This is a genomic window from Gemmatimonadaceae bacterium (genome assembly GCA_036003045.1).
Classification (GTDB): Bacteria; Gemmatimonadota; Gemmatimonadetes; order Gemmatimonadales; family Gemmatimonadaceae; genus JAQBQB01.
On record DASYSS010000017.1, the window covers coordinates 83,316 to 95,850 of the forward strand.

General features: G+C 65.8%; 12 protein-coding genes. 9 read left to right on the plus strand and 3 right to left on the minus strand.

Annotation, left to right across the window (positions count from 1 at the left end; genetic code table 11):
- The first annotated feature begins 31 nt into the window (after positions 1-31).
- A complete protein-coding gene (locus VGQ44_02475) occupies positions 32-385 on the plus strand; it encodes a hypothetical protein (protein ID HEV8445650.1) in 354 nt (117 codons plus the stop codon).
- Positions 382-1,221 (plus strand): CoA ester lyase, encoded by an 840-nt coding sequence (locus tag VGQ44_02480; GenBank protein HEV8445651.1) that lies wholly within the window; start codon positions 382-384, stop codon positions 1,219-1,221. Before VGQ44_02475 ends, VGQ44_02480 begins: the two co-directional genes overlap by 4 nt.
- 76 nt (positions 1,222-1,297) lie before the next feature.
- On the opposite strand, the gene VGQ44_02485 is transcribed toward VGQ44_02480, so the two are convergent.
- Positions 1,298-3,463: a response regulator gene (locus VGQ44_02485; protein ID HEV8445652.1), complete on the minus strand. Its 2,166-nt coding sequence runs from the start codon at positions 3,461-3,463 to the stop codon at positions 1,298-1,300.
- A gap of 86 nt (positions 3,464-3,549) precedes the next feature.
- Between VGQ44_02485 and VGQ44_02490 the strand changes: the two genes are divergently transcribed.
- The 3 genes from VGQ44_02490 to VGQ44_02500 all read left to right on the plus strand — a co-directional run bounded on the left by VGQ44_02490 (position 3,550) and on the right by VGQ44_02500 (position 5,735).
- Positions 3,550-4,386, plus strand: a complete 837-nt coding sequence (locus VGQ44_02490; protein HEV8445653.1) for a methyltransferase domain-containing protein — start codon at positions 3,550-3,552, stop codon at positions 4,384-4,386.
- A gap of 90 nt (positions 4,387-4,476) precedes the next feature.
- The gene (locus VGQ44_02495) at positions 4,477-5,034 is read left to right on the plus strand and encodes a DUF2911 domain-containing protein (GenBank protein HEV8445654.1); all 558 of its coding nucleotides are present in this window, start codon (positions 4,477-4,479) and stop codon (positions 5,032-5,034) included.
- Between the two features lie 80 nt (positions 5,035-5,114).
- Entirely contained in the window at positions 5,115-5,735 is a 621-nt protein-coding gene (locus VGQ44_02500) for a hypothetical protein (protein HEV8445655.1), read from the plus strand.
- A gap of 116 nt (positions 5,736-5,851) precedes the next feature.
- Here the strand turns inward: VGQ44_02500 and VGQ44_02505 are convergent, their stop codons facing one another.
- The gene (locus VGQ44_02505; protein HEV8445656.1) at positions 5,852-6,301 is read right to left on the minus strand and encodes a hypothetical protein; all 450 of its coding nucleotides are present in this window, start codon (positions 6,299-6,301) and stop codon (positions 5,852-5,854) included.
- Positions 6,302-6,508: 207 nt separating this feature from the next.
- On the opposite strand from VGQ44_02505, the gene VGQ44_02510 reads away from it, so the two are divergent.
- Positions 6,509-6,991: a hypothetical protein gene (locus VGQ44_02510; GenBank protein ID HEV8445657.1), complete on the plus strand. Its 483-nt coding sequence runs from the start codon at positions 6,509-6,511 to the stop codon at positions 6,989-6,991.
- A 226-nt stretch (positions 6,992-7,217) separates the two neighbouring features.
- On the opposite strand, the gene VGQ44_02515 is transcribed toward VGQ44_02510, so the two are convergent.
- The gene (locus tag VGQ44_02515) at positions 7,218-8,969 is read right to left on the minus strand and encodes a hypothetical protein (protein HEV8445658.1); all 1,752 of its coding nucleotides are present in this window, start codon (positions 8,967-8,969) and stop codon (positions 7,218-7,220) included.
- 208 nt (positions 8,970-9,177) lie between these two features.
- On the opposite strand from VGQ44_02515, the gene VGQ44_02520 reads away from it, so the two are divergent.
- The 3 genes from VGQ44_02520 (at position 9,178) to VGQ44_02530 (ending at position 12,527) form a co-directional block, all read left to right on the plus strand.
- Complete coding sequence (locus VGQ44_02520) at positions 9,178-11,157, plus strand: DUF3857 and transglutaminase domain-containing protein (GenBank protein ID HEV8445659.1); 1,980 nt, start codon at positions 9,178-9,180, stop codon at positions 11,155-11,157.
- Positions 11,158-11,170: 13 nt separating this feature from the next.
- A complete protein-coding gene (locus tag VGQ44_02525) occupies positions 11,171-11,983 on the plus strand; it encodes a carbon-nitrogen hydrolase family protein (GenBank protein ID HEV8445660.1) in 813 nt (270 codons plus the stop codon).
- Between the two features lie 70 nt (positions 11,984-12,053).
- The gene (locus VGQ44_02530; protein HEV8445661.1) at positions 12,054-12,527 is read left to right on the plus strand and encodes a hypothetical protein; all 474 of its coding nucleotides are present in this window, start codon (positions 12,054-12,056) and stop codon (positions 12,525-12,527) included.
- The last annotated feature ends 8 nt before the right edge of the window (positions 12,528-12,535 follow it).

A 12,535-nucleotide genomic window follows, 5' to 3' on the forward strand; every position in this document is an offset into this window, starting at 1 on the left:
GGCCTCGTAGCTTCATGAGCGGGGACGGAGCATGAAGAGACGTCGACTGTCGCTCGCGTTGGCGTGTGGCCTCGCGTGCGGAGGACCGACGAGTCCGCGCGGGCTAGCGCGGATCAGCGTGGTCGGCGATTCGATCGCGGCGACGATCACCCACGCCGGCTCTGTCGATTTGCCGCGCTTCCCGCTCAGCGTCACGCTCGAGAATCGAAGCTCGTCGACGGTGGAATTCAACGTCTGTGGCTCGGTGATCGAAGGAAACGACAGAACCAGCTGGTCCGCGGTTTGGGTGCCGGCATGCTTGCTCTCGACAACGACCGATTCTCGGGTCGACGGAGTGAATCCGATGGCGCTTCCCTCCACGTTCGTCGTTCACGGCACGGAATGATTCCACCGCTCGGCCGCGACGACGCTCCGGCCCGGTCCTGGCTTTTCGTCCCCGCGACACGACCCGACCGCTTCGCGAAAGCGGCGGCGAGCGGCGCGGATCGAGTGATTCTCGATCTCGAGGACGCGGTCGCACCTGAAGAGAAAGCGGATGCGCGGCGCGGCCTCATGACCGTGACGATTCCGCGAGACGTTCCAGTCTACGTTCGCGTGAACAGCGCGCTGACGCCGTGGTTCGAGGAAGACCTCGGTGTCGCGCGCACGCTCGCGATCCGCGGCGTCCTTCTCCCAAAGGCCGACAGCGCCGCGCACGTCGAGCGGGCACTCGCCGCCATCGCGCCGGAACACGTCGTCGTGCCGATCATCGAGACCGCGGCGGGCTTGTGGAACGTGCTCGACGTCGCGCGACGCCCGCGCGTCGAGCGGCTCGTCTTCGGCGCGCTCGATTTCACGCTCGACACCGGCATCCACGACGCCGACGGTGCCTTCGACGCCGTGCGCTCGCGCATCGTCGTCGCGTCGAAAGTCGCCGGCATCGCGCCACCGGTCGATCTCGTTACGCTCGCGATCGACGATCCAGAGCAGTTGCGCCGACACGCCGCTCGGAGCCGGAGCTTTGGGTTCGGCGGCAAGCTATGCATTCATCCCAAACAGATCTCGATCACGAACGACGCGTTCAGACCGAGCGACGAGGAAGTGGCTTGGGCGCGCGGTGTGCTGGACGAGCTCTCCTCACGACCCGAGGACGCGGTGTTCGCGCATCGCGGTGAGTTGGTCGACCGTCCGGTGATTCAGCGCGCCAAACAGATTATCGAGCACGACTCGGCCGCCCGCTGAAACGAGGCGAACGCTTCGAAGCTCCGTCTTACGGGTGTTCCTTGCTTCGGCGCTTCGCGCCTCCGCTCGGACTGCTTCAGCCGGCTTTCCTCAGCGGGCCGCCGAGCGACGCGACCGCATCGGCGAGTTGACTCGCGGTGAACGGCTTCTCGAGCAACCGCGCTTCGGTCGCTTTGAGCTCGTCGATCATGCCCACGTCGTCGGTGTAGCCGGTGATGTAAAGGACGGGAAGTTGCGGCCGGCGCTTGCGCAGTTGTTCCACCAGCGGGCGCCCGCCCATCTCGGGCATCACGACATCGGTGACGAGCATGTCGATCGACGAATCGTACTTTCGCATCAGCTCGAGCGCCTCGACGCCGTGGCGCGCCGAGCGAACGTCGTATCCGGCCTTCGAGAGTACCTCGGCCGCGAACGCACGCACGCCGGCGTTGTCCTCGACGAGGAGCACACCTCGATGCGGTGACCTCGGCTGGGCGGCGACACTCGTCCACGGCGCGGCGCCTTCGTCGCTCAGCTTGTCGCTGCGCGGCATCCGCCGCCGCTCGGTGGCTGGAAGATGAATCGTGAATGTCGTGCCCATGCCGGGTGTGCTTTCGGCATGAATGTCGCCGAACGATTGCTTCACGATGCCGTACACCGTCGCGAGACCCAGGCCCGTACCACGTCCGTGCGGCTTCGTCGTGAAGAAGGGCTCGAACGCGCGCGCGAGCGTGTCCGCGTCCATCCCGCTGCCGGTGTCGTTCACCGTGAGACGCACGTAGTCGCCGGCGGCGAGGCCCGTGTCTTCCGATCCTGAGAGTGTGTCGCCCGCGCGCGAGCTCGCGCGATCGGGCAACGTGACATTCGCGGTTTCGATGACGAGCCGCCCGCCGTTATTCGCTTGCATCGCGTCGCGCGCGTTGAGCGCGAGATTCACGAGCACCTGCCCGAGCTGACCCGCGTCGGCATACACGGGGCGCAGATTCGGCTCGAGGCGAGTGACGACCTCGATCCGCTCGCCGACCGCCGGCCGCATCATGTGCAGCGTCTCTTCGACGACGCCGTTCACGTCGAGCATGGTGGGCGACAACAGTTGCTTGCGGCCGAACGCGAGAAGCTGGCGCGTGAGCGACGCCGCGCGGTCGGTGGCGCGGGTGATTCCCGCGAGATGCTTCACTGTCCTCGGATCCGGTTCCCCCCGTCCCGCGCCCGCATCCGACGACGTCTGCTCCAGCATGAACACGTGCCCGCCGATCACAGTGAGCAGGTTGTTGAAGTCGTGCGCGACACCGCCCGCCAGCTGACCGACGGCTTCCATCTTCTGCGCCTGGCGGAGTCGATCCTCGAGCATGTGCTCGCCCGTGACGTCGCGGATGGAACCGATCACGCGCTCGGCCGAGCCGTCGGCCGCGCGTTTGACGATGAGACTCCCGGAAACGTGCGCGTAGCGGTCGTCGGCGCGCCGGACGCGATACTGCACCGTCGACACCGACGTCGCGGGATCGGCCACCGCGGCGGCCACCGAGCGTTGGAGCACGTCGCGGTCGGCGGGATGGACGCGATCGAGCCACCACGCGCCGTCGCCGATCTGATCCGGCGTGTACCCGAACACCGATTGCATCGACTCCGTCCATTCGATCGTGCCACTCGGCACATGCCAGTCGTATACGACGTCTCGCGTGGCGCGCGCGACGAGGCGGTAGCGTTCTTCGCTACGCGCCAGGTCGCGCGCCGTCTCACTCTGGCGCTGCGTCGCTTCGACAAAGAGATGGAGGCTGACCGCGATGATCGTGAGGCCGAGGACGGTGATCAGCGAATTCGGCGACAGCGGACCGTACTCGACGTGTCCGTTCGAGTACCAGAGCGCCGTCGATCCGACGCGCGCGATCGCGAACGACACGATGAGTAGAATGAGCTGACGACGCGGGACGAAGAGCGAGCGGAACTGAAGCCCCGCGAAAAAGAGCGCGATCGCGTCCGATGGCATCGGCGAGACCGCCGCGACCACGAGCACGAGCGTCGCGTCGACCGCCCATCCGAAGAGCGGAAAATGCCCGCGGCGATAGCCGTAGACCCACCAGGCGCCGAGCGTCGCCGCCGCCGCGGCTTCGATCCAACGCAGCGTGGGCGGAAGCTTGACGTCGACCAGGAACAGGACGACGTGAAGAAACGCCAATGAGGCGGCGAACCAGACCGACATGAGCCGGAAGCGAGGCAGCGGCTCGATGGGAAATCGCGGAACATGGAGAGTCGGTCTGCGCATACCGTATAAGAGGACGAGCGGCGTGGCCGGGGGTGACGCGCCGGGTCGCCGGGACTGATATTCCCGGCAACCAGACGGAGATTTCGATGAGCACCACGGCCACCGAGCGAATTCGCAGCGACTGGGACAGTCAGGCGCGGGCCTGGTTCGATCAGCGAGAATCGTTCTTCGCCGCGTCGCGCCCGGTGCACGAATGGCTCGTCAAGAACCTCGACCCGCAAAGTGGCCAGCGCGTCCTCGAGATCGCCGCAGGTCCTGGGGACACGGGCTTTCTGGCGGCGAAACGTCTTGGAGACGGACGCCTCGTCTCGACAGACTTGTCTCCGGAAATGGTGGGGGCGGCGCGGAAGCGAGGCGCGGAGCTCGGAATTCAGAACGCCGAGTATCGCGTGCTGGACGCGCAGGCGATGGACCTCCCCGACGCGTGGTTCGACGGCATCCTCTGCCGTTGGGGCTTCATGCTGATGCCCGACCCCGCGGCCGCACTGCGCGAGTGCAAGCGAGTGCTCGTCCCCGGCGGACGGCTAGTGTTCGCCGTGTTCACCGGCCCTGACGAGAACGCGTTTGCGTCGCTCCCGGCGCGGACATTGATGGAGCAAGGCCATCTTCCGCGCCCGACCGGCGAATGGCAGCCCGGCATCCTCGCGCTCGGTGATCGGGCCAAGTTGCAAGCATTGCTCGACGGCGTCGGGTTCTCGTCGACGCGCATCGAGCCCGTCGAGATGGCGTGGCAATTCGCGGATGCGAATGCGTACTGGGATTTTCTGATCGAGCTGACGGCGCTCGGTCCGTTGATTCGAACCTTGTCGGACGACTCACGCGAGACCTTTCGCCGCGCGATCAACGACCGACTCTTGGCGTTCACGCGGGCGGACGGGATCACTTTGCCGTCGCGATGTTGGGGCGGAGTCGCCGTGCGCTGATCGCACGCAGTCAGGAACCGGCAAGGGGCTGGTAAGAATTTCTCCGTGAGAGGCCGGAGCTCGTCGCAAACGTCGTCTATCGGATTGTCTATGCGAATCCACCCGCTTATATCGCGCGCGATGCAGCTGTCGTTTCCGGCGATCGTGCTCGCGGCTCCCGGCGCCGTGTGCGCGCAGGGATATCCGTTCAGCCAACGCCAGACGATCTCGCAAAACGTCGCGCTGACGACGGTCACCGTCTCGTACGGACGCCCGGTCGCGCGCGGCCGGCCGCTCTGGGGCCAGCTCGTGCCGTGGGACAGCGTGTGGCACCCCGGCGCCGACTCGGCCACGCGCATCGTGTTCGATCACGACGTTCAAGTCGAGGGCCGCGCGCTCAAGGCGGGCGAATACTCGCTCTGGCTCCTGCCGCACGAGCACAAGCCGTGGACGGTCATTTTCAGCCGCGCGGCGCACGTGTTTCACAAGCCGTATCCCGGCGAGTCCGACGACGTCTTGCGCGTCGACGTCACGCCGGAATCGGCGTCGCACATGGAGACGATGCAGATCGAATTCTCCAACGTCCTGCGCGACGACGCCGTGATGCGGATTCATTGGGGACCGACGGCGGTTCCGATTCACATCAAGGCGCCCTACAAGCCCGACTAGCGATCGTTTTTTCAGGTCGTGTCTTGACTTGGGCGCGCGATTCCGAGATGCTCCGGCATCGCCCACCAAGGATCCTTTCGATGCGGAACGGAGTCTCCCGGTCGCTGTCGACCGCCACAGTCCTCGCCCTTCTCGTCGCCGCGGCGCCGACGACCCTGAGCGCGCAGGCCAAGCAGCAGGGCAGCGTCACGAACGTCGCGGCGGTCAACGCCGTGCGCAAAGCGCTTGACAAGTACAAAGATCCGATCGCGGCGGTCCGCGACGGCTATTACTCGACGGTCGGCTGCGTCGACTTTCCGGGCGGAGGCACCGAGCACGGCTCGATGGAGTACAAGCCCGGTGCGATGGGCGTCCACTTCATCAACATGGGGTTGGTCGGACCGAAGCTCGATTCCACCAAGCCGCAGGTTCTGCTCTACGAACCGGTCGGCGACAAGCTGGTGCTCACCGGCGCCGAGTGGTTCGTTCCGACCGAGCTTGCCAAGACGCCGCCCACGGTGCTTGGACACCAGCTCATGGGCCCGATGGAAGGACACGCCCCGATCATGCCGGCCGAGCTGCACCACTGGGACCTGCACGTGTGGCTCTGGAAGGACAATCCGAACGGCATGTTCAGCCCGACGAATTCGGCGGTGAAGTGTCCGAAGGCCGGCTACGGATACTCGTTCCAGGACGAAGCACCCAAGATGGTAAAACCGTAACGGCGTCGTTTGGATTTTTCTCAGTCGCCGCGCATCACGGGAGTTGAAGCGAGCCTAGCCGCGAGCGCGAGCTTTGAGCATGAGCGGTGAGCGAAACGGCGCGGCTAGGCTCGGTACTACGGTCGTACGTCGATGAGGAACCTTCCGCCGCTGCTCCGTCCTTGCAGCGCCGGATTGTACATCTCCTCGGCGTACGCGGGCGGCGCGACGAAACTGCCTGCGGTGGTGGCGCGCGCGACGTAGCTCGCCGTGTAACTGCCCGTCCAGAGCATTCGCGCGAAGTATGACACGCGATCGTCGTGCAGCTCCTTGTGCTCCCACGGCGACCAGTGGCCGTCGTCCCAACCGCCGTACAACTCCGCCTGCCAGAACGGACCGTCGCGATCGCGGTCGCCGGCCTCGCGTGCTCGTTCAGTTTCAGGCGTGATGAACGGCGATAGGGTGCTCGTGCGCAGTCCGGTGTCGCCGGGGACGTGCCACAGAGCACGGAGCGTGTCCCGCGCGGCAAGGACGCCCGGGCTCGCGGTCGCAAGGAGCCCGGCCATGAACCCAGCGAAGCGTCGCATGGTCGAGATGTGTAACCGACGCGCCGACACGCGCCGACAGCGCCGAGGTTGTATCACAGGCTCCTTATATCAATACGACCATCAGAAGGACGCTTCGCGTCACGTGGATCGCGGTTCGCCACGCCGACGGACGCGTCTGCGTTGAATCGATGCGCCGGCGACGGCGGCCGTCTTGCGTTCGGCGGGCTGGCCACGGATTATCAGCGAATGCGACTCCTACCCCGACCCCGCCCATACCTTCTCGGGCTTTCGTTCGTCCTTGCGTGCAACAACAACTCGTCGACGACGGGAACGAACTCGTCGTTCGTCACCAACGGCACGTTCACCGCGACCGTCAACGGCACGAGCTGGAGCGCGGTCGGCCCCGTCGGCGTCCGCCGTCCCGTGGCGAACGCCTTCGGCATTACCGCCATCTCGACGACTTACACGATGAGTTTCGCGATCAACGGCGTGACCGCGGCCGGAACGTTCAACGTCGGCGCGTCGGGATTGCAGGGGTCGCAGGTGCTCGTCTCCACCCTGACCAACGCGTCCTGGGTGAGCAACAACGCCGGCGGGACCGGGACGGTGACCTTCACGACCGTCGCCCCAAATCACATCGTGGGCACGTTCGTGTTCGATGCCCCGCCGCTGCCAGGCACGACGGGGACACTCCACGTGACCAACGGCGTATTCAATCTCACATACTAAGGTCGCGAACGGCACACCGGCGTCGCGTCGTGCCAATTCGGCCGGCATCTCGAACACTGAGTCGAGCCTAGCCTCGAGCGACAGCCGATAGCAGAAGCTGTGAGCTAACTACGTCTCCAGCAAACCGGCTCGCCGCTGCTGCTCATCGCTGACGCTCGAGGCTAGGCTCACGCCAACCGCCGCGATTCCCCCGGCCAATCGAACCAAGAAGTCAGCAGTTTCGCCGTTACGGCCAGCCGAATATCGACGTCGTCGGCGCTCCCGCCCGGACCGGCGCCAGGTCGCTCGGATCGCGCCAGAAGAGGCGTGTCATGTCCGACGCGTAGACGCGAAATACCACTTTCTTGGGCGCGTCGCCGGTCACCGGCACGGCGACATCGGCGCGCAACATCCGGCGCGATGTCGGCGGCACCGCGGCGAGAAGGCTCACCCCCACGCTCGCCCGCGCGACCGTCGTCTGTCCGAACGGCACGTCGCCGGCCCACGTCTTTCCGATGTCGGTGAAGATCGCGGTGCCCCACTGCGAGTATTTGCCGGTCGCGAACCGGTTCTGTCGTTCCTCGAGGCGCACGACCATGCGACGGCCGCCGGCGATCGCCGCGCCGTTGTAGCCGCGCAGACCCGCCATCGGATCGCCCAGCGAGAGTTGCAGCGGCAGCCGCTCGCGCCAACCGCCCGAGAACTCCGCGCTCGCCGTGAACGTCGCGCCGGGCGTCGGTTTGAAGTACCACGCCGAACGCCCGCTCAAGACGCCGGCGCTCCACGAATCGCCGCCCCCGGCGGGCAACTCTTCCCCTCGCAGCGCGACGCCCAGAAATGACCTCGGCGTTCCGATGCCGGAATAGAGATTCAAAGAGACGAGCGACGATTGGTCCGTCGCCTGGGCAAGCCCGAATCCCCGCTCGACCGTGCCCGCCACCTGAATCCCCCGCGCCACGTCCTGTTCGCCGAGCAGAGCGTCGAATCCGCTCACGCGCATGTAGTCCAGCCAGCGGACGCCCGCCGCGATGCCGCCGCGAAACGTGCGATAGGTCGTATAACGATTCTTGAACGCCGTCGAGTCGCCGAGCAGCAGTCCGCTGTCCGATGCCACGAATCCTTCGCTACCCGGACGTGCGTGCTCATAGGTCACGACCGGGCCCACCAGAAACCCGGCCGATTTCCACGAAAAACGCGCGACGACTCCCGTCGACCACACGTCGCGCGCCACGGGGACGATCAAACCGTCTTCCGACGGCCGGACGAACGGGCGATACGCATTTTCGTGTGTGCCGCCCATGTACCAGGCGATGTGTTCGAGATCGCTGTAGAACGGCCGGGAGACGTCGGCGGAAAAGCTGCCGCCGAGCGGCTCGCGATGCGCGTCCAGCTCGGCGACGACCGGCTGGCCGGCGAGACCGTATTGGCGCATCGAGAGCGACAAGCCGTCGCGATACGCGCGGCCGTCGCGCCACTGGCCGGCCGCGAGCAAGCCCGTGCCGCCGATGTTCGAGTTTCCGTACTTCACGTTCGACAACCCGCCCTTCGAGATGCCGCCGCCGATGATGACCGGAACTTCGTCCACCGTCTCGACCTTGAGCCGCACGCCGTCGGCTCCATCGCTCACGGCGGTCACCTTCGCCGACGCGATGTACGGCTCGGCGCGAACGACGCGGGCGAGCTCGGGAAGCAATTCGTCCGAGCAGCGCTGGTCGATGTGCGCGAGAAGGAACGCGCGGATTCGGCTTTCGTGCGTCGTCCCCGACTGGAACAGCACGTGTTGCATGAATCGGCGGACGGCAGACGGATCGCGGCCGACGATCGCCGGCGGCTGAGACTCCACGTCGATGCCGGTGATCGTTTTGCCGTCGCAGTGGAACGTCGTGTCGGTGGCGGGAGCCTGTGCGTACAGCGATCCGGCGGCGAGCATTGCCACGACGGTCACGGTGCGGGCGCGTGCCGCGCGGAAGGCCCGGTCACCCCAGAAGAAGGACAGCATGTTTCGGGCGAGTTGCCCGGGGTTCGAGTCCTCCAACTATCCGACCGAGACACTGGCGGCGTCAAGGAAACACATCGTGCCTTGCGTCGCCGGAACGGATCCTCACATTCAAATGAGGCTCGTTTTGAGCGCCCCCCCCGTCCGCTCCGCCGACGCCGGCGATTTGCGCGGGCCACAAAGTTTCTCCCTCCTCTTCGTGCCAACCACCGTGACGCTTTCCCGATGGCGCGCCTTTGGGTACGCGCGGATTCTCGCTGCCGTCGTGCCGGGCTGGATGGTCGCGAGTCCGGTCGCGGCGCAGGGCTCAAACGTCAGGCCCGCCAAGAGTGATTCCATCTATCGACTCGCCGTCGATTCGGCGGCGTACAAGGACTATCCGTTCGTCTACTTACTCGACGACGGCATCGTTCATTTCGAGACCGACGGTCGCGCCGTCGAGCGATATCACCAGATCGTTCAGATCCTGAAGACCGACGGCGTCGACGCGTGGGCCGAGCGGCAATTCAGTTATCAACCGGGGCACACGAAGGTCACGGTCAACACGATGCGCGTCGTGCGAGCGTCCGGCGAAGTCATTTCGGACAAGCCGAGCATCTCCCAGGCGTCGGACGTGCCGGCGTCGATGTCGAATCCGATCTACTCGGACACCAAGGTGCTGCGCTACTCGCTGGCCGGCGTCGCCGTCGGGACACTCGTCGACATCGACTGGACGCAGGAGACCACGCAGCCGTTCCTCGCCGGCGATTTCACGAGCGCATGGTCGACGACGATGGCGTATCCGGCGATGCGTTCACGCTACGTTCTCGACGTCCCCGCCTCGGTCACGCCGCGCCTCGAGGAGCGACATGTCGACGTCAAGCGCGTCGAAGAACAGGCGGGCGGACGCCACTACTACGTCTGGGCGAAACAGCAGGTCACGCCGGTCAAAGGCGAGATCTTCGCGCCGGATTCCGTCATCCCGCGGATGAGCATCGGCGTCGCGGCGCCGATCAAGTGGGGAGACATCGGACGCTGGTACGGCGGACTCGCCGCCGATCGCTACACGCTCTCGCCGCGCACGACCGCCATCGTCGATTCGATCGCGCGTTTGCAACACTCGGCCGACGACACGTTGCAGGCGCTGCACACTTGGATCGCGCGGGACATTCGCTACGTGTCGGTGGCGCTCGGGTTGGGCGGCTATCAGCCTCGCTTCCCCGATTCGACCGTCGCGTCGGGCTTCGGTGACTGCAAGGACAAGGCGACGCTCTTCATCGCGGCGGCCAAGCACGTCGGACTCACCGCGTATCCCGTGTTACTGAACAGCAGCGGCGCGGCCGACAGCACGATGCCATCGGTCGGGGAGTTCGACCACGCGATCGCGGCGCTTCCGAACAAGGGCGGCGGATACAAGTACCTCGACCTCACCACGAACGAGTACCCCGCGGGTACGGTTCCCCCGAGCTATCAGGGCGGGTTCGGGCTCGTCGTGTTTCCGGACGGAAAGAGCGAACCGATCACGTTCCCGAAGGACCGCCCCGGAGAAACGATCACGCGATTCGAGGGCACCGTCGGCGCGGACGGATCGTTGAGCGGTCGCCTGGAACTGACGTTCCGCGGCTCCGCGGGCTCATTCCTGCGCGCCGGACTTCGCGAGGCGCCAGACTCGGGGCAGCGCGCGCAATTGAGCAAGCTGTTTGGGTCGTTTTTGCCCGGCAGCACCGTCGACACGCTGATCCTGTTCGACGCTCGCGATCCGCGCGCCGAACCGAAGATCAGCTTGAACCTGCACGGCGCGGACGGATTCAAGAACGCCGGTTCGCTGTCCGTGCTCACGGTGCCGGCCGCGTTCTACGCGCCCGCGGCCGGCGCATCGGGCGTGCTGCGTGCGCTCGCCGACGCCGGACCGCGCCGCTATCCGATCGACGCGGGAAGCGTGTTCAGGGCGACGGCGGTCACGGAGTTGGTCCTGACCCTGCCCGAGGGATGGAAAGTCGAGCTGCCGAAAGGCGTCGCGGCCAAGAGCGAGTTCGGTGATTTTCAATCACAGTACTCGCAAGACAGCCGAGTCCTGCGGATGCAGATGCGAATCGTCGGCGCGGAAGGCGTCTTTCCCAAGGAGCGGCTGGCCGACTTGGAGACGTGGCTCAAGGCGCTGACGAACGGCACGGTAAAGTCCCTGGTCGCGCGTCCACCTGCCGCGCCGTAGGCGTCGAGGCGGAATGACGGCGTTGATCGTAGGACTGGCGTCGCCGCGACCCGCGTCGTCTCTCGCCGACGGACTGGAGCGTGTGCGGCGTTTGACGGCCGATGCGGCGGCACGAGGCGCGCGGATCGTCTGTTTTCCCGAGGCGTACCTGCCCGGGTTGCGCGGACAGGATTTCGACATCCCGCCCTATGACGAGGCGGCTCAGGGTCGCGCGCTCGCCGCGGTATCGCAGCTGGCGCGTAGCCAAGGCATCGCGGTCATCCTCGGCATGGAGCGCATCGTCGATGAGGGCCGCCAAATCGCGGCGTTCGTGATCGACGCCGACGGCGGGCTTCAGGGAATTCAAACGAAGAACCAGCTCGATCCGACCGAAGATCAATTCTACGTTCCCGGCTCGACACGACGAGTGTTCGAGGCGGGCGGCGTGAAGTTCGGGGTCGCGATCTGTCACGAGGGATGGCGCTATCCGGAGACCGTACGCTGGGCGGCGACGCGCGGCGCGAAGATCGTCTTCCATCCGCAACTCACCGGCACGCACGCCGGCGGGCCGCGTCTGACCGAGTGGGGCTCGCCCGACGCGCCGTACTATGAGAGAGCGATGATGTGCCGCAGCATCGAAAACGGCATCTACTTCGCGAGCGTCAACTACGCGGTGCCCTGTCAGGAATCGGCGACGACGCTCATCGATCCGACGGGAAGCGTGCAAGCATACCTGCCGTACGGCGAAGAAGGCGTGCTGGTACAATCGATCGACACCGAATTCGCGAGCGGACTGCTCGCGTCTCGTTACGCGCCCGAGCGTTACCGAGACGAGACGACACCCTAGGCTGTCGTCGAGGTCGCTTGACCGGACAATACGGAGTCCGATATTCCCGCGGCCCATATTCGGAGAACCCATGCATCGGACGAACGGGATTGTTTCTTTGGCCCTCGCGGCACTCTCCCTTTCCGCGGTGGCCCCGGTATCTCACGCACAAGGCGGCAATGCGTGCGCGTTGCTGACGAAGGCGCAGGTGATCGCGGCGCTGGGCACAGCCGTCGAAGCAGGCGTGCCGATGGTAGCCTCGAATCCCACGACCTGCGGCTGGGCGCCTCCCGGCGGACCACACATCGACGCGAAGAAGGTCACCGTCACGTTGAGCACGCCGAAATCGTTCGAAGCGGCCAAGAAACCGATGAATGGAATAGAAAAGACAGCGCTGAGCGGCGTGGGCGATGATGCCATTTACATCACGACGCCGGGATTCGGGACGGGCCTCAGCGTTCGCAGGGGCAACTCCGCCTTTCAGGTCCGCGTCGCTGGTTTCAAGCCCGAGCAGGAGAAACAGATAGAGAAGGCGCTCGCCATCGAGATCTTGAAAAAAATGTGATCGTCGTC